Origin of the sequence: Chitinophaga sp. (assembly GCF_019236475.1) — a bacterium.
Classification (GTDB): Bacteria; Bacteroidota; Bacteroidia; order Chitinophagales; family Chitinophagaceae; genus Chitinophaga.
Window position 1 is genome coordinate 253,603 of record NZ_JAFAIX010000012.1, and the last position, 24,457, is coordinate 278,059.

Genomic DNA, 24,457 nt, shown 5'->3' on the forward strand with positions numbered 1-24,457 from the left:
CACTCTAAAACCTGTTATAATGACAACATCATTCTTGAATATTCCTTTTTTGTTTCTGCAGGAAGTTGGTATTAAAGAATTACTGCTGATTGCACTGGTAATTCTGTTATTGTTTGGTGGTAAGAAGATTCCAGAATTGATGCGTGGTTTGGGCAGCGGTATCCGCGAGTTCAAAGACGCGAAAGATGAGCCTACCAAGAAATCTCCTGCGGCTGATAAAGAATAATTTCTGTTACCTTACAATAAGAAAAGGTAAATCGTGCATGAATCAATCACGATTTACCTTTTTATTTATTCCTGAGTTTAGAATCAGGCAGCTATCTGCACTTCTCCTCCGCCCAGAAAGGGCTTTGTATCACTGTTCATTGTGAGATATTTGTTCCTAAAATACCAGGAAGACACTACCATCAACACGATTCCAAATACCGATCCTGCCAGTACTGCATCCATGAAGAACTGACTCCAGGAAAGGGATACGCTGCAAAAGTTCTTCGTCAGCATCACCATTACGCTTCCCAGGTAGCCAAATGAATCCGCTACGTACATGATAAAGCCCACATTGCTGACATATTTAAACACCGCGATCAGGCGTTCAAAAAAGATACAATTGAATGGGATATAGCCCATATAGAGTCCCAGGCCGGCGAGGGTCATCCAGGAAACAGGGCCGATATGATGTCCGCGGAATAATAGTGTACTAATGATGGCAATGCCGAAGCCTGTCACCACAATGAAATGGTTCACCATAAAGGCGATGTAATTGTTCTTAATGAACACCAGCAATCCTAATATGAGGATTACCGCCAGCGACACGGGTATCTCTGTTTGTGTGAAGATGGCAGAAGTATCGCCGAAGCCTAAATCTTTCCAGATATCTGCCGCAAAATTATCACGCATATCGCGCAGCACCGTCAACAGGATATAGCTGGAGATCAGCAATACTAATCCTGGGAGGAACATCTTCAGGAATTTTCTGCGTTCTTCCTTATTCATAGGGGCTCTGCGGGTGCGCAGGCGTTCATCTTCTGCGGATGGTGGTGGTATTTGCTCCAAGAGCAGAATAAATATCAATATGGGGCCAATGAATATAAGGCCGGTAACAAAAGGCATCCAGCATTCACTAACGCCCCAATTCAAGATGGTGCTCTTCCCTACCGATTTTACAAATCCGGATGAAAAGATAAAGCTAATACTAAGTACGGCTCCCATGAATTCCGTACTGCGCCTGCCTTCCAGGTAGCTGAATACCAGTCCCCAGATCATTCCCAGTGGGAAACCGTTGAGGAACATAAAAGGAATATTATAGGGAGACGGCACTATGGCGAACAGCAGTAAGGACATCCAAGATGCGCCTATCAGGAAGAGAATACTCTTGGCACGGCTAGCGCCCTTCATCTCTGCAATAAATCGGATCCCATAGAATTTTGAGCAGGCATATCCTATAGTCTGGGTGATAACCAACCAGATTTTATAGTCGATCCCCAAGAAGGTCATACCATCAAAAATCGCTGCTGTAAAGGGTTTCCTAAACGCATACATGCAGGAATAAGTACCGAATGCCACCAGGGCGGCATATAAAGAGAAAGTCAAATTATTGGCCTTTTGGAGGCGTCGCTGTATCCATGGAATATTCACCATCCGTATTCACTGTTTCCTCAAAGGTGATCTTCCAATGTAAACTAAATGTTAAGCACAACTAAACTTAATGTTAAGTATTATTAAACTATTGAGCTATTAGATTTTCAGGGGGGCGTCCAACCGGCACCTCCGGTGCCGGTTGGACGCGACTAAAAGCAAAGCGGTCGACACCGAAGGTGTCGACCGCTTTGCAATCCAATAGTAATTGCTAATTATTTCAACAGCCACATGGCTGCATTGATATCATCCGTTTGGCCACCAAACTGGCTTTGCAGAGAGGCGGTCCAGTTAATAGCATTAGCGGTACGCTCACTATCAGGGTATTTCCAGCGTTTAGGAATGATACCGGAGTTACCAGTACCAGCACCGGTGCTGAAAGTAGGAATACCCGTACGACGCCAGTTGAAGTAAGCTTCCCAACCAGAGTTTTCGAAGAATGCCAGGTATTTCTGACCAATGATTTGGGCGAGTCCTTGGGCATTATTACCCTGGTACTTTACCGCTGGTTGTTGGTAATAGGTCAGGAAATCAAATGGTATAGTATAACTGTTACCACCATACGTTTTTACGATATTGCCGTGGGCAGGGATACCATAAAAGCCCATAGATGCTTGGATCCCAGCAGTATAAAAGGACTCCGCGTCTCCACTAATCCAACCGCGGTTAATGGCTTCTGCAATGTTAAAGCATACTTCAGGATAACCGATGATCACTCCCGGCTCAGCGGCGTAGCTACTATAATAGCGAGAACGGCTTCTCACAGAATATGCAGCAGTATCCACATTCGACATCAAGGAGGACATATCTTCCTGGCTCTGACCGGAAGGTGCACCTACATAAGCAGTGATATCCGCTGGCGTTTTCTTGTTCTTATTCAACTGCAAAGTGGAAGGTTCCGCTGTAATATAAGCCCGTGGGTCATTCAGCGATACCAGGGTATTCAGATAAGTAGCAGACATATTATAACGGGTAGCATCGTTACCCAGGTTATCTGGGTTGGATGGATACTTGTTGATATTGTTATAGATATACTGCAAATTCTGGCTCATATCCTGGATCAGCGGATATTTCGTAGGATTGGTATAGATGTTCTTGAAGGCAGTGGCTACCTGCAGATCATTATCACCTGTTTTGTTACTCAAAGCGATCAGCACACGCAGATGGAAACTGTTTACAATGCGTTGCCATTTGGAAAGATCGTTACCCAGGTAGAAATCGCCTTTCAGGGTTTGTCCTTCTGCGGTGTTACTTTTATCTGGATTATTGACCATTTGCCCCAGGTCTGTATTGGCATCTTCCAACCATTGCAGGACCTGTACAAATACTTCTTTCTGAGACGCATATTTAGGCGTAGCGTTACCCAGGCCTTTATTAGCATCTTTCAGTGGTAAATCCCCTACCAGACTGGTCATTCTGTAGTAGAAAAATGCACGGAAAAATTTACCTAAAGCAGTATAAGGGTTGGTTGTCTTCCCACCTAATCTTGCTGCTTCTAATTCCATCTGTTGCACATTCGTCAGTGTCAGGAAGTTGTTGAGATCAGTACCCCCCCAGTCGTACCGCTGGTCACCATAATAGTTATAGTTACAGCAGTCGAATTGGTTCCAGCGCATCACATTGCTCCAAGGTTTATCCACATTCAGATCTGCCAGCACACCACCAATCACGAGACTTGGGGGCACCTGTGCAGGACGGTTCTGGTTTACACCATATTCGTCGAATTTTTTATTACAACTGCTGAATACCAATCCAGTAAGCGCAGCCAAGGTTAATATTTTAAAAGATTTCATGAGCTGATGATTAGAAAGTGAGGTTGATATTGAAACCATAACTGCGAGTAGTAGGCGTTTGCAGGGTAGATGAACCCTGGTCAGCACCTGGATACTGATCCAAATCCACATCCTTATTTTTCGCGAAATAAAGGAGGTTACGACCTACAAATGAGATATTAGCATTGCGAATGAAAGTCCGCTGCAGCATTGATTGTGGCAGCGCATAACCGATCGTGACTTCGCGGAGTTTCGCGAAAGTTTTGCTGATCAGGTTCGCTTCATTTGTTTTGTAGTATACGCTGATATAATCCTGCAGGTATGTTTTGGTAGTATTAGGTGCGAATTGCAACTTATCCGCATTGGTAACATTACCGTTGTTATCATACTGGATAGGTATGCCATTAGAAACTACCACACCATCTCCTAACCATGATTTCACGCCTTTATAATCTTGATAGCGGGCATCTCCCATAGCGCCTTCCACAGTTTGGATATTGCGTCCACCGCGGAATGTCTGTTGTTGGATATAGTCGATGAGGTTACCACCTACGCGGCCATCAAACTGGAAGCTGAGGCTAACTCCTTTATAACGGAAGGTATTGTTCACACCCCAAACCCAATCAGGGTTGGCATATCCGAGTTTCTGCTGCGTAGGATTCACAATAGGTCTACCATCAGGTCCATTGACAATTTTACCATCTGGCGTTCTAACAAATTTAGAACCGTAGAATACATCCACTCTGTCGCCCACCCCTACAAACGGATTCAGTTTAGTCTGATCGCCGTAAATGGCGATATAATTTTCTTTAAAAGTGGACCAGTTAGCGGTAATATCCCAGCTCAGGCCGTTACTGGAGCGTATTGGAGAACCATTCAATGTCACTTCCCAACCTTTCTGACGGGTAGTCACACCATTTACCAATGCTCCGGTAAAGCCAGTAGATATTGGTAAAGGCAGCGTATAAATTCTCGGACCGTTCTGGTTATTATAATAAGTAACGTCAACACCTATACGATTTTTAAGGAATCTCAAATCCATACCGCCTTCATACACTTTACTGGTAAAAGGTGCCAGGTTTGAGTTAGGTACCAACTGTGTATAGTAGGCACCGGCCTGTGTTTGATAAACAGGAGTTACAGTGTAGTTAGCAGAGTTCTGGAACGTAGGACCATCGTAGCTAGACTGATATTCTGTACCATACCCCAGTGGATAGACAGCCATAGGAGTAGCGCCGATAGTAGGTTGGGTGAGACCGCCTTTCACGTTTGCATAAGAGCCTCTGAATTTCAGGAAAGAGATGAAATCAGGCAGCTTTACATAATCAGATACAACAGTACTCAAAGCAACAGAAGGATACCAGTAGCTGTTATTGCTAGCAGGCAAGCTAGAGTTCTTATCCAGACGGTCTGTCAAAGAAATCGTAGCATATTTACCGAGGTCGATATCTACATAACCATAAGCACTCAATACAATCATCTTCGCGATATAGTTAGTAGCGAACAGTGGATCGCGGCTATTGGCGAAGCTGTACCATCCTGGCGCGTTCAGGTAGTTCGTAGATACAAAGCTGGAATTATATTTATAGTTACGGATGTTCCCCCCAACAGAAGCATGAACACCGATTTTATGCGGGAAGATGTTGGTATAAGTGATCAACGCGTCTGTATTGTTTTCGAAGAGCGTGCGTTTATCTTCTCTGTAGTCACCTTTACCTTCTTCGCGGCCATAAGGGTGAGCAGAATAAGGCATTTTCTCATTACGCATCAGGTCATATCCGGTTACCTGTGTGCGAATTAGGGCTTCCAGTTTGTCGGTGATTTTATAGTTCAGTTTCACATAGCCGTTCAGGTCAGTTTTATAGTGACCGCGCAGCCATTCGTAGGTCATGAACCAAGGGTTATGGTAACGTTGGTATTCCGCATAGATAGACTGGATACCTTCTTTACCAGGCTGCCAGTAGTGGCGCATATCATCCATGCTCCAGTCGGCGCCAGCCCAGATCAGGGTATTATAGATAATACTATTTGGACCGTAGGTAACATCAGGGAAGTTATCTGTATACTGGCGGTTATAGTTCATGTAAGCATCCAGGCGGAGGCGAGGATTGAAGTTATAACCAGCAGAGATATTGAAGTTGGTGATATTCAGTTGCGTGTTTGGCACCAGTCCTTTCTGGTAAGAATGAGACAAGGAGAAACGGAGGTCCGCTTTATCCGTATGGCTGGAAACCGCCACGTTATTGGTACTGAGCAAGCCTGTTTGTAAGAAACGTGTGAGGTTATTCTTACCGCGGGCTACCCAAGGAGTACCCGTTCTTTTACCTGTAACTGGATCTACTGGGCTATCGTATTGTGGGATGAGTTGTCCTTCGAATTTAGGGCCCCAGATATCGTAGTCCGCATCATTTGTTCCGCCGCCTTTACCATCTACGAAAGCGTATTTACCATGATCACCGGGACCATATTGATCCTGTACTTTAGGAATCGCGATGAATCCCTTATTGAACATGGTGCTAGAGTTGAGTTCGATGGAGAACCCACGTTTATCTTTAGAGCCTCTTTTAGTGGTGATCATGATAGCACCATTCAGGCCACGGGAGCCGTAGAGCGCAGAAGCGGTTACCCCTTTCAGCACCGTATAGCTTTCGATATCGTCTGGGGAGATATTCCAGGTATCAGAGTTAATAGGAACCCCATCCACCACGTAGAGGTTGATTTTATTACCGCGGAGCAGCACTAATGGAGGGCCGAGGAGTTCAGCAGAAGCGCCTACAGTGAGGCCCGCCACTTTACCTACGAGACCGTTTATAGGGTTAGGTTCGCGGGCTTTGATAAGGTCCGCGCCTTTCACTTCCTGTACAGAATAGCCTACTCTTTTTACTTCTTTTCGTATACCCAAGGCAGTTACTACTACTTCATTCAGGGCTTTTTTATCGCCTTGTAATTCAATCGTAGCGGTGTTTTTACCGTTCAATGGGAAGGAGGACGAATTAAATCCAATAAAGCTGACAATCAGGGTAGCATCAGGAGAAGCAGAGAGGATAAATGCGCCGTTTACATCAGTAACAGTTCCTTTAGTAGAGCCTGCGATTTTCACGGATGCACCGATGATAGGTTGTTTATCATCTGCGCTGATAACTTTACCTGATATAGTGGTTTGGGCAAATACTGTTGCGGCCGAAAGTAACAGCAACAGGAAGACGCTCAGCCGTTTGACGGCTGATGGTTGTAGATTTAGATACATGGCAATTTAGATTAACGGGGGATTTGTTACCATGCAAAGGTTAGGGTCAAATGTGACCAAAATGTTAAGGTATACTAAAATCTATGTTAAGTATTTATAAATACCCTTTTTCGATCATTTATCGCTTTCCAGGAAGAAGTAAACGACGAGAATGAGGGCATCTTCATCGCCAACGTTGGCGGGCTTATGGCCGAGGCGACCGTCGAAGAAGAGGGAATCGCCTTCTTCCAGGAGATGTTTTTCGTTATCGATGAGGTATTCTACTTTTCCTTTGATGATATATTTGTATTCATAGGCGTCAGTTTTGACGGTATGGGTTCTGCGGGCACCTTTTTTCAGTTCCAGCAGGACGATATCCACGGGGAAGTTTTTGATATTTTTGGTGAGTACTCTTTTGTACTGGAACCCTTTAGCAGGTTCTTTTTCAAAGGATTGGTAGGCAGATTTTTGTTTAACGATGACTTTCCCTCCTTGGTTCTGTTGGTCGATTTCATTGAAGAATTCGTTCATATCCAGGTTGAGGGCACGGATAATATTGATCAGTACCAGCAGGGAGGGCACGGTGCGATTGTTTTCTATCTGGGAGATGAGGCCTTTGCTGACTTCAGCTTTATCTGCCAGTTCCTGGATAGTAATACCTTTCGCCTTCCGTTTTTCTTTGATTTTATTGCTGATCTGAATAATGATATCCTCTGTCATGACACGTTGATAATTATGACAAATATAGCCAATGCATTCAGCACTTCTGTCTATATTTACGGAATCTAAAATAAACCTGATGTTTAATTTCGGCCAAATTCTGACCATTACCTTTACATTATTTGCTGTAATCGATATCCTGGGTTCTATACCAATATTGGTATCCTTGAAGGAGAAATTGGGGCATATAGACGCCGGTAAGGCCACTATTGCCTCGGGGGTATTGATGATATTGTTTCTGTTGGTAGGGAAGCCCTTTTTGCAGTTGATGAGTGTAGACGTGCATAGCTTTGCGGTGGCGGGTTCCATTGTGATTTTTGTTATTGGGTTGGAGATGATTTTGGGGATTGAGTTATTCAAGAGCGAGAAAGACGCCAAGGCCGGGAGTATAGTGCCGATTGCGTTTCCATTGGTCGCTGGTTCTGGTACATTGACTACGATCATGTCTTTAAAGGCCAACTTTGATGAGGCCAATATCCTGGCGGGAATCGTACTGAACCTGACCTTGGTATACATTGTTTTACGGAGTCTGAGCTATATAGAGCGTTTGTTGGGAAAGGCGGGTTTAATGGTTATTCGTAAGTTCTTCGGGGTAATCCTGCTGGCTATTGCAGTGAAAATATTCAAGTCAAATATCAATCTTTAATGTAATTTGGGATTGTAACACAGAAAATGTAGTTTTGCCGTCCTTTCCGGCCTCGTAGTACAATGGATAGTATAAGAGTTTCCGAAGCTCCAGATCCAAGTTCGATTCTTGGCGAGGCTACTAAAATATAAATCGCCTGAATTTGATAAAATCAAATTCAGGCGATTTTCGTTTAGGCTGTACCGTAAGATTTTACGCCCTATTTTTCTATCTGGAGCCACCTTCAATCTTTAAATTAGCACGATAGTACTAATTTGATAATCAACCATTAAAAATTCAGTTAATGAGTTGTTAACTCCTAGTACTATTAGATTTATTGTAATGTCAATCTTTTAAGAACGTGCCAACTATTTAAACCGGAAAACCGAATGCCATATTCTATTGGATATGGATAAAAGCGCTAAAGTTTTTTTATTCATAATCACTTCCCAATATAATATCGATCAACCATTACGGCGACCGCTAGTAATTTAATCGCCAAGGGACTGATCATCCCATAACAGTTATACCGTTAATAAGGATGGTTAACTCAAACCCTTATTGCGCTTATGCTGAGCTGTGAATACTCCCACGGCCAATATTATTAGTGGAGTAAAATTAAACGGTATCCAGCCGAACTGGAAATCATATGGTTAAACTAATTCATTTAAAAAAAATGAAACAGGATAATAAACAATATATCCTGTTAGAAGTATTATCCGCTGGTAACCTCCACGGATATTTCCTAACTTGCAAAAATCTTACAACAGATGAATTTCATACACCAATTGTCGACCCGTTTTTCTTTCCTCCGACCCATGTTGAAAAAGGAGACTATATCGCAGTTTTCTTAGGCAGTGGGAAGCATGGTAGAGGCAAGTTTAAAAATGTCCAAAAAGATGGACACATCTTTTTCTGGGAACATAGTGATGCTATTTCCAGTATTGAAGATGTCAACTTAAAAGAATTATTGGTAGCCAGGGTTTACGATAAGATCCTGATTGGTAAAAATTAGAATCTATATTCCAAAAAATGCCTGCCATAGGAACATAATGGCAGGCATTTTTAATAGATTCAATTTCGTAGGTTCGTTATTCAGCAATTTCACTCAGCTCCAGCCATCTCATTCCTTTTTCATCGAGGAGTTGTAGTATTTCCCCCATTCTTGTAGTGAGTGGTTCGATTTTTTCAAATGCCAATTCTCCGCTGGAGAGTGCATTTTCAATTTCAGTTTTCTCTGCTTCCAGTTTTTCGATATCTTTTTCCAGCATTTCAAACTCTCGTTTTTCTTTGAAAGACATCTTCTTTGGCTTTTCAGCGGGGGTGGCAGGTGTACTAACGTTAGCGGCTATAGGCTTTTCAGTTTTTTGTATCTGTGTCTTTTTACGTTCTTCTTCCCTTTCCCATTCGCGATACTGCGTGTAGTTGCCTGGATAGTCGCTTATTTGCCCTTGACCTTCAAAAACAAACAGGTGGTCTACCAGTTTATCCATGAAGTAACGATCGTGGCTTACGATGATAATACAGCCTTGATATTCCTGTAGGAATGATTCGAGGATACTGAGTGTTGGCAGATCGAGGTCGTTTGTGGGTTCATCCAGTACTAGGAAGTTGGGGTTCCTGAAAAGGATCGACAGCAGGTGCAGGCGTCGTTTTTCACCGCCACTGAGTTTGGAAATGTAGGTATATTGTTTTTCCGCTGGGAAAAGGAACAATTCCAAGAATTGCGCAGCACTTACCTTGGTACCATCCGCCAGGGGGAAGTTTTCCGCAATATTTTTAACGAATTCAATTACCCGCATGTCTTCTTTGATCAACAGGCCTTCCTGGCTGTAATCACCAAAAACGATGGTTTCACCAACGTTGATCTTACCGGAATCTGGTTGCTCTTTTCCCAGGAGCATGTTAATAAAGGTAGATTTACCGACACCGTTTTTACCAACTACGCCAACACGCTCCCCTTTTTTGAAGGTATAATCAAATCCTTTGAGGATGGTAAGATCGCCATAAGATTTGTATACTTTCTTCAGTTCCAAAATTTTTCCACCGAGTCGGGTCATCTTCACATTCAGTTCCAGTTGCTGGTCTTGAATACGTGTAGTGGCTTTGTCCTTCACATCATAGAATGCATCTTGGCGTGCTTTGGATTTGGTGGTGCGAGCTTTAGGTTGCTTTCGCATCCATTCCAATTCCTTACGGTAAAGATTTCGTGCTTTTTCTACAGAGGCTTTGTCACTTTCTTCACGGGAGGCTTTTTTCTCCAGGTAGTTTTCGTAATCTCCCTTATAGATAAAAAGCTGTTCCTGATCTAGTTCCATTATTTCGTTACATACGCTATCCAGGAAATATCTATCGTGGGTAACGAGTAACAGGGTTACTTTTTCCTGGTCAAGGTAGTTTTCCAACCATTCGATCATACTTACATCAAGGTGGTTGGTTGGCTCGTCCATGATCAATAGTACGTGTCTGTGTTCAAATCCTATATCGATCAGCACTTTGGCCAGGGCTACGCGTTTTTGTTGCCCTCCAGAAAGGCTACCTACAGGTTGATCTAGGCGATGGATATTCAGTTTGCCGAGGATCTGCTTTACTTTGGAATCGAAATGCCAAGCATTGAGTTCATCCATTTTGGCGATAGCGGCTGTTAAAGCATCATGATCAGGCTCTACACCCTCGTCGGTGAGCAGTTCATATTCCTTTATCGCATTGAGTATCGGATGGCTATGATCGAAAATATTTTCCAATACATTTTTGGAAAGGTCAAAATCTGCTTGCTGTTCAAGCATTACAACGGTAACATCCTTATGGATCCACACCTTACCATCATCCGGGCTTTCTTTACCGCACAAAATTTTCAGCAAAGTGGATTTACCGGAGCCATTAAGCGCCACCAGGGCGATTTTATCACCTTCTTCTATATGAAAAGAAATATTACGAAAAAGTGGTTTTGTTCCGTAAGATTTCGTGAGTCCTTCTACTGTTACATAATGCATTAGGCGAAGTTATAAGGATAATTTCAATTATCCAGCTATCGGCGGGGTTGGGAGACTACTGTTTTTAATTTCAGGCTTTTTTCGTATATTCAAATAGGGTTATGTGAAGATGGGTCGTGAAATTATCCTGTACCTGCAGCGCACCTCGGCCTTTGTCCATTACTCTTTTGCCCCTCTACGCATAAAAAAGCCCTTACGGGACATTCCGTAAGGGCTTGTATCCGGGAAATCTCCCTTTATTAAAAATCGTAATAGAATTGACGGAAAGTACTTCTGAGGCCCAGACTGAAAATCAAGTCCGTGCTTTTAGAGATATCATTGCTTACTTTTCTTGCAGCCAGGGATGTTTCCAGGCGAAGATTATATTTGGGATTGAGGACATAGGCGATAGTACCCTGTGCATAGAGGAGGTTTGTTCTTACTCCTTGTCCGATGTAGTTACCATATCCTTTCACGTAGTTGGTATATGGTTTGGAGATATCGTGCCCGTAATTGATTTCAGAAGAAGGATCATCTCCATATTGTGCGTACATTAATTCTCCTCTGGTATACCACCTTTTATAGGTAAATGTTCCGATACCTAGCAATTCCCAGAAATTGGCACCTAACGGGTGTGCTAATGACTGATTATAATGTTCATAATTGATCATTGTGCTCTTATAGGAATATGTATAAGGTCGGACAGCATTGTATTCTGCCTGTAAGTCTAGCTTTTTGACATGGAATACATCAAATGCTTTTAACCCAAGCTGCCAGGCCTGTTTATTAGCATACCATCCATTACCACTTGTAACTTCTTTCAATTTAAATTCATCCAGTACCAACTGACCGTATAAAACGGTTTTAGGCCAGATTTTATATTTCGCATTAGCGCCAACCAATGCATTGTCTGAAGAGCCTTCCGAAAACTCTGCTGAACGAAGGAAAATAATGGGATTCATATAACTCCAATCAAATCCACGTTTACGACCAGAGGAGTCTGCATCTGGCCAAATAACAGCATCGAACAGCCCAATGGTAAGTTTTTTGTTTACATTCCAGTCAAGGAAGTGGAATACTCCCCATTTTTTATAGTAACCCAGATCTTCATAGGCAGAAGCAAAGTCCTTGCTGTGTTTGTCCATAAACTGCGCCCACATGGCAGTATATTGGACACTTCCCAGATTACCAGTTATTTTAAGATAGGGATAGCTGAAGGTGATATCTGACAAAATCAATGAGCGATAACCATCTCCTATAAAATTCTGGCCATAACCAGCTTGAAGACTCAAGTATTTATTTGGCGTATATGCCAATAATGCGGTAGCATAGTTAAAATCGAATGCCTTATCGCCCTGGTAAGTCTTTATACCTCCCTGACCGGGAACAATATCATTCTTTCTTATATATTGATCCAAATAGAATGGAAATCTACCTTGATTCTCGTAGAAGGAAGATTCGAAGTAAAACTTGGTTCCAATATTTGCCTGAATCATGGCACCTCTTGTATTCAGCCAGGTTGTACGACTACCGTCTTTAGTTTTTCCAATCTGGAAATCAGGAAGAAAATCTATAAAAACATTATAGTCTTTCTCTCTGAATTCAAGCAGATGTTCCTGAAACAATTTACGGTACACCAAGCTACGTTTTACGGTATCCTGAGAAGTATACAAGGCACTTGTATCTACATGTAAGATAGATTTGAGCGCAGTATGTTGGTTACTGCTATCAAGGTAAAGTTCCCTGATATTTTGTGAATTATAAGGTAGGACCACTGGCAACCGTTCCTGTGCATAGGCCGCACTGGCAAGTAACAGTAGTACTGCCGTCTTAATAATGTATTTCATTTAACAAATTTGAGATGTATTATCAGTTGCACTGATCAGGCCTCACAAACAGATATCTAAAATTCCCATACAACTATTACATAGCAGTATGGGAATTTGCAAAGATATTATTTTTATAAAAATACGGTGACAGTAAGGGCTTCGAGAGGACTTATTGCTAAAACCAGTTATGGTTGCTAGCATCCTGGTATACGGCTGTAATACCATTTTTCAGACTGATATTAGCCTTCCAGCCATAATTATGTAATTTAGAAACATCCATCAGTTTACGAGGTGTTCCATCTGGTTTTGATGTATCAAAAACTAATTCTCCTTGATAGCCTACAATACTTTTAATTAATTCTGCTAGTTCTGCAATACTGATATCTTCTCCGACACCAATATTTATCAAACCTGGTTCATTATAGTGATTCATCAGATATACACAGGCATCTGCCATATCATCCGAATGAAGGAATTCTCGTTTGGGTGTACCAGTTCCCCAAAGTGTAACATTGGGAAGGGCATTTAATTTCGCCTCATGCATTCTTCTCAGCATGGCTGGCAGTACGTGAGAATTATTCAGATCATAATTGTCATTAGGACCATAAAGATTGGTCGGCATTACAGAAATAAAATTGCTACCATATTGAGAACGATATGCATCACACATTTCAATTCCTGCAATTTTGGCCACCGCATATGGTTCATTTGTAGGTTCTAGCGGGCCTGTAAGTAGGTATTCTTCCTTTAGTGGCTGCGGCGCCATTTTAGGATAAATGCAGGACGAGCCGAGAAACATTAATTTCTTAACATTATTCACATGAGCCTGATGAATAACATTATTCTGGATCATCAGATTATCATAAATAAACTGCCCTTTGTAGGTATTATTTGCCATAATACCACCTACTTTAGCAGCAGCCAAAAATACATAGTCCGGTTTTTCATCTGCAAAAAAATCTGATACTGCTTGTTGATTTTTCAGATCCAATTCGGCTGATGTTCGACCAATAATATTTTTGTATCCTAAGGCTGTTAACTTACGAACTATTGCTGATCCAACCAATCCACGATGACCGGCTACATATATTTTATCCTGGAATTCCATAAATTATTCGAATTGGTTTAGTACTTTATAGCCATTCTCCTTCAGTAATTTCTCTCTACGGAATAATTCCAAATCAGCCGACACCATTTCTTTTACTAATGCGGATAAGTCATATTTAGGTTTCCAGCCAAGCTGTCGGTGGGCCTTACCAGGATCTCCTATCAACAAGTCTACTTCTGTTGGCCTGAAATATCTTGGATCAATGGCAATGACTTCCTGCCCTACTTTCAGTGGGCAATCAGCGTTTGAAATAGATTTCACGTATCCTTTTTCCGCTACACCGCTGCCTTCATACTCAACTTTTACACCAATTTCCGCAAAGGCCATGGTTATAAAATCTCTGACAGTGGTAGTAATTCCTGTAGCAATGACATAATCTTCGGGTTTGTCTTGCTGGAGTATCAACCACATCGCCTCCACATAATCCTTTGCATGTCCCCAGTCACGTTTTGCATCCAGATTGCCCATAAACAATTTATCCTGCATACCCAGTGCGAGCTTTGCCACAGCACGAGTAATTTTTCTGGTAACAAAAGTTTCTCCGCGTAAAGGGCTTTCATGATTGAAGAGTATTCCATTGCAGGCATACATGTTATAGGCCTCTCTATAATTGACCGTTATCCAATAGGCATACATCTTAGCTACCGCATAAGGTGAGCGAGGATAGAAGGGCGTTTTTTCTGATTGCGGGACTTCCTGCACCAATCCATATAGCTCTGAAGTAGAAGCCTGATAAATCCGTGTTTTATGGGTTAAACCAAGGATTCTTACAGCTTCCAGTATACGCAAAGTACCAACACCATCCACATCAGCGGTATACTCAGGCGATTCAAAGCTTACCTGCACATGACTCATTGCACCAAGGTTGTAAATTTCATCAGGTTGTACTTCCTGAATGATTCTTATCAAATTGGTACTGTCAGATAAATCACCATAATGTAATTTAAACTTGACATTATTTTCGTGAGGGTCCTGATAAAGATGATCTATTCTATCTGTATTGAAAAGAGAGCTTCTACGTTTTACACCATGAACATTATATCCTTTTTTCAACAGAAAATCTGCTAAATAGGCGCCATCCTGACCTGTAATTCCAGTGATTAAACAAGTTTTCATCCTGAATTAAAATTTTTTAATTTTCACGTTAGCCCAATCTATTTTTTCAGTAGCAGATTTCATATCAGTGAATTGATGCGATTCAAGTAATCGTTTCAATTTATGCAAACAACCTCCTAATCCATAATATGACTTAAATTTTCTTACCAGGCTAAGATCCTTAATCATTGGTTGGTCAGGATCGAAATCGCGAGGATGGAAATAAGTCATTATATATTCATCATTTTTAAAATACGTATCCAGTAACTGGTATGGTAATAGGCGAAAATACCCACCGCCTGAAAAAATAAATGGTACTTTCTTGCCAGCAAGATAACGAAGATTTATTGGAAACTCTTTAAGGCTAATGCCCTTAAAGTCTACAATACAAGGTTCGGAGATTCCGAAAGAAGGGAATCCGCCATGTGCGCGCGCTGCAGGAAAAATACTAGAATCGGATTCTATACCATATTTCGCAAGAATATTGAAAACCTCCTGGTCATTTTCCTTCAAAGAGAAGCCTGGGGCTCGATATGAGGTAATTTTTTTCCCTGTGATATCCTCCAGGGAATAAATAGATCTTTTAAGGTCTTCTTCAAATTCTGGAAGGGACTGTTGGTATACAAGCTGATGCATATCAGAATGGGTACCAATTTCATAACCAAGTTGATCAATACGCCGGATCACATCTGGATACTTTCGGGCAATCCAGCCGAGGCAAAAGAAGGTGGCTTTTTGATTGGTTGCTTCTAGTAGTCCCATAATCTTATCCATATTACTATGGATTCTGGACTCAAAATTTGCCCATTCTTTATTACTCTTGGTGGAATCATTGTCCAAAATATGAAACCATTCTTCAATATCAAATGTTAATATTCGCATTCCAGAGTAGGCTTTATCTATTGTCAAAATCAGTTAAACTTATGTCCCAGTTATCATAAACGAAGTATTCCGGCGTATCCTGTTTACCTACCATTTTGCCAAGAAATGGCTGTCTTCTGGGTTCTTTCTGTTTTGGAATTTTGTACAAGAAAGTTGGACTAAAATCCAATCTGCCGATATACATGATAAGGTCAGCTTTGCCAGAATAATGTCTGGCGAGGTATAATGCTGCATAATCCAGATTTTTCTTAGAGAAAGGTATACAATCCATAATATAGGCAACATTTACACCATCCTCATCATAAAAGCGGACAAATGCAGTCATCCCATTACTATTAATGTGTAAATAGCTATCCTGGGGAAATCGTTTTCTGAGGAAATGCTGATTTCTGGATAGGGAGACATGACTACCTGGTTCTTGTGCCGCTACGGAAGTAGGCCTAAAGAAAGGAGCTATTAACCAGGCAGCAGCCCATATAATTATTCGGTTGATAGGATTGATGATAGATGCAAATTTCTTTGCAACAAGTTTTCCTGCCTTTACTGGTAGTACAAAATAAGATAGGTCTCCAATATCTTTCCACTTAACAATATATTTCCAATAAGGATATGCGGTCTGATTAGGGATGGAGATCAAAAACGAAATATTATCCTCCATCAGAAGTGGTTGAACACTATCGAACAACTTCTTTAGCATTAGCTCATCTTTCCGGTGTTCCTCATGAATGAGGGAATCGCATCCCATGCCCATTAAAATGGTATCACCTCGATAGGTATATTGATTGGGAATTACTGAAAATGCGCCTACCACTTCATTTTTAAAAATCAGTAGGGCATGAAATGAATAATCCAAACAACCTGAAGTATATTTTCGTTGAAAATCCTGAACAGCAAATTCCTTGTTGAATATCCGATTAAACAAGGAGGTCAATTGGGCAAATTGTTGTACGGTAATGTCAGTTGTTCTTAATGGCAGTATTTCGTAATCACTAGGCATTTAATAAGCATTGAATGTCAGGACGGTTCCTCCCCAGGAATATCCAACTCCGAAACCACTTAATACGATTTGATCTCCGGACTTAAAGGTTTTACTTTCAAATGAATTTTTCAGCACGATTGGTATTGTAGAGGAAACAGTATTTCCACAATTTTCCATATACAGAATAAATTTCTCTTCTGGGATATCCAATTTTTTTCTGAGATGGTCTAACATATATTTATTTGCCTGATGGAAAACAAACCAATCGACCTTTTCTTTTGGGAGATTATTCTTTTTCAAGGTGCTCTCCAATAGTCGTGGTACAGCCTTCAAGGTAAAGTTGAAAATTTCAGGGCCATTCATGAAAAGGTAATCTCCTGAAGAAGCAATATCTTTCTCTTCTTCTATGAGGATACCAGATTTGGCCGCCTTCATGGCGCCATTTCTTACAATTAGATTTTCAGCACCTGACCCATCAGATCCTAGTACTACTCCGCCCAATTCTGCTATTCCCTCTTCTGCACTGATCCATGTTGCGGTAGCAGCATCTCCGAAGACAGTTCTATTGCCTTTATCCTTTGGATGAATATGTTTGCTGTATGTTTCTGCTGTTATAAACAGAATATTACGACAGGTACCTGCTGCAATTAATCCTTGCGCAAATGCCAATCCATAAATATATCCAGAACACCCTTGGTTAATATCAATTGCACCAGCAGAGGTTGGGAGTTTCAGCCGATGTTGAACCATACAAGCAGTTGTAGGCAAAAAATAATCAGGGCTCTGTGTACACAAAATCAGCATATCAAACGTGTCTGGCGTCAGATTATTTTCATGCATTAACATTTCGCCGGCTTTTACTGCCATGTCTGATGAAAATTCTGTTTCCGCAGAAACAGATCTGGATGCTATACCAACCTTATTGGCAATTTTATCAACATCCCATTCCGGAAATTCCCCCACCAGCTGTTCATTAGTTATTTTCTTTTCAGGAAGGTAAACAGCTATCCTTTTAATAAATGTGCCCATAATTATTTTCTGATTTTTTCATCATGCTATGCGATACTCACCCCGATTGGATTTTCATCCAATATGTATAGTCAGTATTCCATCAAACAAATAGAATTGTCTGGAAATTAATTCCTTCACAAATCTTCTTTATACTTAATAGAAGATGAGCTTTAGGATTTGGACTGAACAAAGGAATACAATTCATTAATTGTATTGGCTTGTTTCAGTTCTTCAATTTCCACTTCAATTTTATATTCATCATCCAGCATAGCAATGAGTGCGAGTGCTGCCATGGAATCCCATTCTGGAATACTTCTGAATATAGTATCGTTGGTAAGGTTTGCTGGCTCTTTTGGAAAAATGCCTACAAAGTTCTTGCGAAAAGTATTGATATCACTCATATAAATAATAAATTATCTTTCTATCATATATCGTTTATTTCCCCTCTGTAATGCTATCTTTGGCAAGAAGGGATTCAAAAAACGCCAGGTTATTATTGGCTTTGAAATAATCTTCTGGAATTCCAATATCTATAAAATAACCTTGTTGTGGATATCCATAGATTTTAAGAGATTCAATATTAGGTTCCAGTATATCCTTTTCTAATGAAAACGCACCATTGTGTTTATTAAACAATGGCATCATTATTTCTTTGTTAAAGAATATCAGACCTGTATTAATCAGACCAATATCTGTCTTCTTTTTCTCCTCAAACGATAATACTTTGTTGTTATCATCCAATTTAACAACTCCATACCTATCAAAGTTCTCCAGCTGGGTTAATGCAATGACACAATCTGCATTCTTTTGCAGGGAATACGCTGTTAAGGAATTGATTTTCAATTCAAAAAAAGTATCCGCATTTACAAGGAGAATCTCATTTTCTGTTGTTTGTTCAGCGCAAAGTTTCACTGCTCCTCCAGTTCCTAAAGGTTCTTCTTCAATAACGATTTTATAATCAATATCTTGAAAATGCTCTTCCAGGAAAGAGGTAATCTGTTCATGTAAGTACCCTAATGAGAAAATGAATTTATTTACATTCTCAGATTTCAAGTAATGAATCAGATAATATAAAAATGGATATTTACCTACCTGTGCAAGTGGCTTAGGTTGATCTTTTACAACTGAACGTAGTCTCGTGCCAAATCCGCCAGCAAGGATGATTGCGACCATAATTATTATTGTTTTCTAAGGAAGTTCTTATAAATAGATACCAGTACTCCAGAAGGCAAATTCCTGATTACCGATTTTGAAACTACATGAAAGTAATACAAAGGTTTGGAGTATAACCCAATTTTATGCATGTAGGCAAGGCTAGCAAGTTCCCCTTTCAGAAACTTCATTCCTTTTCTGCGACGTGCAAAGTCCTTACCGGCTCTTGCTTTAGCCAGGATATCTGGGATATTATCTGTCTTATATCCTTTTACCAGGAATAATGCAAAAAATGCATAATCTTCAGCGGCAGTCACTAATGGGTATCCTCCCAATTCAATGGCAACTTCTCTGGAATAAGCAGCTACTGTATGACTAAAAGGACTTCTCCATTTAGCGCGTTTCAAAATAGCTTTATGGGATACAGGAACATCCCTCACCCCCAATCTTTCCTTCATCTCCATATCATACTCCTCTGCAGGTGCAGAAAGCAGTACAACATCAGGATGTTGATGAAAATACGCCAATTGTTTTTCCATGCGATCCGGGGTACAGATATCATCCGTATCAAAACGAAAAATATATTTACCGCGTGCAGCGTAGATGCCTTTATTCAGACATGCAGGAAGCCCTTTAGCGTCATCAGCTGGAATTGTTCTAATAACATCTGGCGCAAATTTCTGCTTCCATTTATTCACAATTGCCATCAGTGGCGGAGGGATATCACCTTCACAGACTAATAAAATTTCATCAGGCAACTGGGTCTGATGATAAAGACTCTCCAGTGCCTGATCAAGATATACCGGATTTTCCTTCCAGAAAAGGGACATTAATACGGTTGACTCAATTCTCATTCTCAAAACATTTCATCATAATATGAACCCATATCATATGTACATCTTCAGACAATTGCATATCATGTACATTCGCATTGAGAGAATAGTCTGCCATCTCACGGAGCTTTCCTCCTGCAAAACCTGTTATACCAACAGTTACAGCCTTTCTTTCTTTTGCTACTTCCATTGCATGGATAATATTCTTTGAATTACCACTACCACTGATGCCAATTACAACATCTCCTTCGTTTACAAAATTTTTCAATTGCTCTGCAAACACCACATCATAGCCAACATCGTTGCTATAAGCTAGCATGGTTGGGATATTATCATTCAGACAGATAATTTTAAATCGTTCTGGTCTATTGTAGGATACCCCTTTATTGATATCACAAGCAAAATGAGATGCTGTAGAACCGGATCCTCCGTTGCCAAAAATATAAACATGTTTTCCGGCGCTCCTTGCACCTTTCAATATATTGGCAACCTGTAATATTTCCTCCTGATTTAAATTCGCCAATACGTTCTGCAGCTGTTGGATATAGCCTGAAATAATATTTTTCATATTTTAAAAAATTATAGAGGTTCCAGAATTTTCAAATCTAAACTCAGTTTCCATTAAATGAGACAATGCTGACCTAACAGCAGCTTTCTTTTCTTCACTATTCACATAAAACAGCAAAAAACCGCCTCCACCTGCGCCCAGTAACTTACCTCCCAATGCACCATTTTTCATAGCAAGGTCGTAGTTACTATCTATAGCCTCATCCGAGATACCTGAAGCAAGTTCTTTTTTATACATCCATCCAGTGTGAAGAATTTCTCCCAATGCATCGATGTTCTGACTCAGTAATTCCTGTCGTAGATCATAAGCCAATTTAACCATTTTATGAAGATTATCCAGCTTTTTGCTACTCTCGATATTACTCTTTTGTTCTTTTAATACACTTCCTGCAGATCTGGTTTTTCCTAGATAAAACATCAATAGATTATTGTCTAGTTTATCCTGCATCTCTGCTCCCAGATGTATTTTTTCAACCGTTACTTTTTCATTTTCATGAAATTGGATGAAGTTAAGTCCGCCAACAGCACAGGCATATTGATCCTGTTTGCCGATTGGTTCCATCAGGCGCTCAATTTCAATGTCACAAGCTAGTGCAGCTATGTCTTCCTTATTTATATAAATACCTTTGTAGGCAGCACATAAGTTAATTAAACCAGCTGCAAACGCCGAGGAAGAAGCCAATCCCGTTCCTGAAGGGATGTCCGCACTACTATTGAAATCGACTCCCCGAATATCAAAATGGCGGAAAATCTCCCTGATTAAAGGATGCTTTACATCATTAATATTGTCTACATATTCATTGGAAGAATATTTCAGGAATATTTTATTCTCAGCAAAATAAGGGTGCATTGATAAATAAGTATATTTATCAATGGTGGTGCTAAGAACAGCTCCTCCATACTTTAAATAATAGGAAGGCAGATCACTCCCACCGCCTGCAAAACTAATTCTGAATGGTGTACGACTAATAATCAAGTTTTGTCATTTTTGCTGTTAATAATTCCTGAACGGTTTTCCTTACTGCCATTTCCGAATTCAATAATGGTTTCCATCCCTTAGATAAGACTTTATCTATTTTATATCGGAATTTAGGAACATCCCCTATCCAGCCCCTATCACCGCCGGTATATTCTATGGTATGCTTCGCGCCAGCTTCTTCCAATACTATCTCAGCTATTCTGGCTACGTTAATCGTATCAGTTCCTCCAACATTAAATACATTGTAGCGTTCATTTTCTGTTGAAGACAAATATAATATTGCCTGCACCAGGTCACTTACATGAAGGTACGTTTTCTCTTGCTGGCCATTACCAAGTACGATGAGTTTCTCAGGATTCTCCCGGATCTTCCGTAGAAAATCATATATCACACCATGTGTACTGCTTCCTCCTACTACATTAGGAAATCGGAAGATGTATGTCTGGATGCCATAGTTATAAGAATAGGAAGAAAAAAAGGCTTCAGATGCCAACTTACCTGCCCCATAATGAGAAATAGGTTGCAGTGGACCAAAATCTTCATGAATTTCCTCTGTTACATCTCCATAAATTGCGGAAGTAGATGCAAATATTATCTTCTTACAGTTATGAATACGCATTGCTTCCAACACGCTCCAACTTGTTTTGAAGGTATTATCAAAATCAATAGAAGGACTCTTATGACTTATGCTGATATCAGAATTAGCTGCGAGGTGAAATACGGTATCAAATTGAAAAGATACAAACAGGTCATTCAATAAGTTCATATCATTGATATCACCTACGACCAACTTGAATCGATTATCTGCAGATAGATGTTCTACATTTTGTTGTGTTCCTAACAAGAGATTATCTACCGCTACCAAACATTTCACCTTGCTATCCTTTAGTATTTCGGTGCATAAATGGGAACCAATAAAACCAGCCCCTCCTGTTATTAAAATATTTTTCATATATATAATTTTTATAAATACTACTTGTCTCCCCAACCTTTCATACCGGCTTTAATTCCCTTTACCATATTTCTCAGGTATTGCATTCTAGGAGCTACAAATAATGGATAATAGATCAATTTTATTGAGAACTTAACCGCGTTGTTGATTTTCCAATATAAAGGCACATAGGATTCTTTAACGAGATAACAATAATTCCGATACTGATAAAAAACCCTGAACGGGGAAGTAATGGCAATACTAATACCCAGAATCTTCCGATCTCCTTCTCCCAGCATATGCCCAAGGGAAGCGGAAGTCGTCTGTGCACAACTAAAACCATACCTGATAGCTCTCCAACACCATTCATGATCCACTGCATCAATGAAAAGCCGTTCATCCATCAGTCCCACCTTTTCAAAGGTAGTTTTACTAATAAGAGAACCCGAGCTTATTAACTCGGTAACTTTCCAGATATGTGGTGCCCCCTCATAAGCAGTGAATTTCTTTACACGAGGCTTATATGGCTGATTGTTCTGTTTATTGATAGATACTGGTCCTATAACACCCACATTCTCATTTAGGTGTATCAACAATTGGTAATCCTTCATCAGGTTCTTTACCATCATTGGTTCTGGAATACTATCCTGATCCAGTATCAATACAAAATCGGCTCCAAAGGCCAAGGCTTTTTTAATTCCAATATTCTGTCCTTCCGCCACACCTAAATTGGCGTTATTAAACAGGTAACAAATTTTTGAAGTATCCTTGGTCGTCAATACACTTAAGATGGCATTTTCTTGACTTACAGGAGAATTATCCACCAAAATCACTTTATCGACTTGCTCAAGTGTACTGGACAAGCCTTTCAATACTTGCTCAATTTGTGGGTTATACAGAATTACTATTGCATATACTGATTCAATCATTTGTTATCGTTTACTCTTTCCTGATAATAGGCTTCTGTCTTTTCCTGCATTTCATTTATTCTTGCCATAATCTGGCTATCTGTTCTATCATCAACAAATAGATAATTATTATATGTATAGCTTAGAATCATAAAATCATTACCTAGTGTGCCAGTGATCCTAATACCGGCATATAGCAAGCTGACTGTTAGCGTTGCAATTTTAAGCAACCCATTATAAAAAGTAGGAAGTAGGGCAAAGACAAAAGCCACTCCGAAGTAAAAGAAGTAAACAAATCTTTCTTCAATTACTTTAATTTCTGAAAAAAACACAGATATATAGGCGTATGCCAAGAAAAATTTCAATAAGTTCTGATGTTCATCAGACAATTGCTCCACCTTCTCCCAATTCATTGCCACTAACCCCAACAATGTGGAAAATACCAGTGTATACACCGTAAGGTGTGTAGGGAAATTGAATAGCTCAATGTAAGTCTTAATAGTTAGTATAAGGCTATTGCCAGAAATAGCCCCTAAAATGGATAGTAATCCAGATAAGGCTTTAATCCCCAAAAGGAAGTTGAAGAAATATATACATAGTGTCACTATTAAAAACTTTTTGGTCAGTCGTTTTCTACAGAAGAAATACATCGGTATAAAAATGACAGCACTTGAATGGATGGTAGTCGCGAGTATACAAATCAACAAATATTTGACAAAGCTCTTGTTGAGATATGGTACTGCGTAAAGGAAAATATAGAAACTTAAAGCCTGCCTGATAATATCAAATTCGACCAGTAGATTATATGAGAAGTAGAAAAAGAGAAACAAGAACTTGTTGGGGATCTTTTGTACCTTGATAAAATGGTACATAGAATACAGATTAAAACAAGTCAACAAAAAAACAAATCCCTGATAGGAAACCCCCAGTGACTTTACAAATACGCAAACAAGTCTGAATCCTATTTCCAGAAATTCATTACCATTAATCAGGTAGGAATTCCTTAATTGTTCTGTAAATAATAAATCAATGGTTTCTACATTATCATAAAACTCTTTATAATTAATCCAGTCTCCACCAATTTTATATCTTAATCCCAGAAAGAACAGGAGGAATGAAGGTAACACAACATACCAGATCACATCCAATTCAATTTTAACTGTTCGTGTTTTTGCGAACAGTGTTTGAACAGATGCAATCATACCTAGTATTATAAAAAACAGGTAGTAAATT

22 protein-coding genes and 1 tRNA gene are annotated in these 24,457 nt (G+C 40.1%); 4 read left to right on the forward strand and 19 right to left on the reverse strand.

The genetic code is table 11. The features are described 5' to 3' along the window. Positions 1-19: 19 nt before the first annotated feature. Positions 20-226: a twin-arginine translocase TatA/TatE family subunit gene (gene tatA / locus JO154_RS17135; protein WP_291947730.1), complete on the forward strand. Its 207-nt coding sequence runs from the start codon at positions 20-22 to the stop codon at positions 224-226. An 83-nt stretch (positions 227-309) separates the two neighbouring features. Here tatA and JO154_RS17140 read toward each other — a convergent pair whose 3' ends face one another. The 4 genes from JO154_RS17140 to JO154_RS17155 form a co-directional block, all read right to left on the reverse strand. Further along, positions 310-1,638, reverse strand: a complete 1,329-nt coding sequence (locus JO154_RS17140; RefSeq protein ID WP_291947732.1) for a DUF5690 family protein — start codon at positions 1,636-1,638, stop codon at positions 310-312. Positions 1,639-1,850: 212 nt separating this feature from the next. After that, positions 1,851-3,428, reverse strand: coding sequence for a SusD/RagB family nutrient-binding outer membrane lipoprotein (locus JO154_RS17145; protein ID WP_291947734.1), 1,578 nt, complete (start codon positions 3,426-3,428; stop codon positions 1,851-1,853). Between the two features lie 10 nt (positions 3,429-3,438). Then, positions 3,439-6,654: a SusC/RagA family TonB-linked outer membrane protein gene (locus JO154_RS17150; RefSeq protein WP_291947737.1), complete on the reverse strand. Its 3,216-nt coding sequence runs from the start codon at positions 6,652-6,654 to the stop codon at positions 3,439-3,441. A 114-nt stretch (positions 6,655-6,768) separates the two neighbouring features. Then, the gene (locus JO154_RS17155) at positions 6,769-7,353 is read right to left on the reverse strand and encodes an XRE family transcriptional regulator (protein WP_291947739.1); all 585 of its coding nucleotides are present in this window, start codon (positions 7,351-7,353) and stop codon (positions 6,769-6,771) included. Positions 7,354-7,384: 31 nt separating this feature from the next. On the opposite strand from JO154_RS17155, the gene JO154_RS17160 reads away from it, so the two are divergent. The 3 genes from JO154_RS17160 (at position 7,385) to JO154_RS17170 (ending at position 8,993) form a co-directional block, all read left to right on the forward strand. Continuing rightward, on the forward strand, positions 7,385-7,999 hold the full coding sequence (locus tag JO154_RS17160; RefSeq protein WP_291947741.1) for a MarC family protein: 615 nt from the start codon (positions 7,385-7,387) through the stop codon (positions 7,997-7,999). Positions 8,000-8,047: 48 nt separating this feature from the next. Then, positions 8,048-8,119: transfer RNA gene (locus JO154_RS17165), tRNA-Arg, on the forward strand. Positions 8,120-8,627: 508 nt separating this feature from the next. Further along, positions 8,628-8,993: a hypothetical protein gene (locus JO154_RS17170; protein ID WP_291947743.1), complete on the forward strand. Its 366-nt coding sequence runs from the start codon at positions 8,628-8,630 to the stop codon at positions 8,991-8,993. A gap of 76 nt (positions 8,994-9,069) precedes the next feature. On the opposite strand, the gene JO154_RS17175 is transcribed toward JO154_RS17170, so the two are convergent. From JO154_RS17175 to JO154_RS17245, 15 genes are all read right to left on the reverse strand, one after another. Beyond that, positions 9,070-10,971 carry an ABC-F family ATP-binding cassette domain-containing protein gene (locus JO154_RS17175; RefSeq protein ID WP_291947745.1) on the reverse strand — a complete coding sequence of 634 codons (1,902 nt, stop codon included), beginning with the start codon at positions 10,969-10,971 and terminating at the stop codon, positions 9,070-9,072. 239 nt (positions 10,972-11,210) lie between these two features. Beyond that, on the reverse strand, positions 11,211-12,797 hold the full coding sequence (locus tag JO154_RS17180) for a hypothetical protein (RefSeq protein WP_291947747.1): 1,587 nt from the start codon (positions 12,795-12,797) through the stop codon (positions 11,211-11,213). Positions 12,798-12,954: 157 nt separating this feature from the next. Then, entirely contained in the window at positions 12,955-13,887 is a 933-nt protein-coding gene (locus tag JO154_RS17185; RefSeq protein WP_291947749.1) for a GDP-L-fucose synthase, read from the reverse strand. Between the two features lie 3 nt (positions 13,888-13,890). Beyond that, positions 13,891-15,003: a GDP-mannose 4,6-dehydratase gene (gmd, locus tag JO154_RS17190; protein WP_291947751.1), complete on the reverse strand. Its 1,113-nt coding sequence runs from the start codon at positions 15,001-15,003 to the stop codon at positions 13,891-13,893. Between the two features lie 6 nt (positions 15,004-15,009). After that, entirely contained in the window at positions 15,010-15,864 is an 855-nt protein-coding gene (locus JO154_RS17195) for a polysaccharide deacetylase family protein (RefSeq protein WP_291947753.1), read from the reverse strand. Between the two features lie 13 nt (positions 15,865-15,877). Further along, positions 15,878-16,861 (reverse strand): hypothetical protein, encoded by a 984-nt coding sequence (locus tag JO154_RS17200; RefSeq protein ID WP_291947755.1) that lies wholly within the window; start codon positions 16,859-16,861, stop codon positions 15,878-15,880. Further along, positions 16,862-17,872 carry a ketoacyl-ACP synthase III gene (locus JO154_RS17205; protein ID WP_291947757.1) on the reverse strand — a complete coding sequence of 337 codons (1,011 nt, stop codon included), beginning with the start codon at positions 17,870-17,872 and terminating at the stop codon, positions 16,862-16,864. A 152-nt stretch (positions 17,873-18,024) separates the two neighbouring features. Continuing rightward, positions 18,025-18,255 carry an acyl carrier protein gene (locus JO154_RS17210; RefSeq protein ID WP_291947759.1) on the reverse strand — a complete coding sequence of 77 codons (231 nt, stop codon included), beginning with the start codon at positions 18,253-18,255 and terminating at the stop codon, positions 18,025-18,027. Between the two features lie 34 nt (positions 18,256-18,289). Continuing rightward, positions 18,290-19,027 carry a nucleotidyltransferase family protein gene (locus JO154_RS17215; RefSeq protein ID WP_291947761.1) on the reverse strand — a complete coding sequence of 246 codons (738 nt, stop codon included), beginning with the start codon at positions 19,025-19,027 and terminating at the stop codon, positions 18,290-18,292. A gap of 5 nt (positions 19,028-19,032) precedes the next feature. After that, complete coding sequence (locus JO154_RS17220; RefSeq protein ID WP_291947763.1) at positions 19,033-19,860, reverse strand: glycosyltransferase; 828 nt, start codon at positions 19,858-19,860, stop codon at positions 19,033-19,035. Further along, on the reverse strand, positions 19,850-20,407 hold the full coding sequence (locus tag JO154_RS17225) for an SIS domain-containing protein (RefSeq protein WP_291947765.1): 558 nt from the start codon (positions 20,405-20,407) through the stop codon (positions 19,850-19,852). The genes JO154_RS17220 and JO154_RS17225 overlap by 11 nt, the downstream gene beginning before the upstream one ends. Before the next feature lie 3 nt (positions 20,408-20,410). After that, positions 20,411-21,382, reverse strand: a complete 972-nt coding sequence (locus JO154_RS17230) for a hypothetical protein (protein ID WP_291947767.1) — start codon at positions 21,380-21,382, stop codon at positions 20,411-20,413. Continuing rightward, complete coding sequence (locus tag JO154_RS17235; RefSeq protein WP_291947768.1) at positions 21,372-22,337, reverse strand: NAD-dependent epimerase/dehydratase family protein; 966 nt, start codon at positions 22,335-22,337, stop codon at positions 21,372-21,374. Before JO154_RS17235 ends, JO154_RS17230 begins: the two co-directional genes overlap by 11 nt. Before the next feature lie 20 nt (positions 22,338-22,357). Next, on the reverse strand, positions 22,358-23,245 hold the full coding sequence (locus JO154_RS17240; RefSeq protein WP_291947771.1) for a glycosyltransferase family 2 protein: 888 nt from the start codon (positions 23,243-23,245) through the stop codon (positions 22,358-22,360). Continuing rightward, positions 23,242-24,426, reverse strand: a complete 1,185-nt coding sequence (locus JO154_RS17245) for an EpsG family protein (RefSeq protein ID WP_291947773.1) — start codon at positions 24,424-24,426, stop codon at positions 23,242-23,244. The genes JO154_RS17240 and JO154_RS17245 overlap by 4 nt, the downstream gene beginning before the upstream one ends. Between the last annotated feature and the right edge of the window lie 31 nt (positions 24,427-24,457).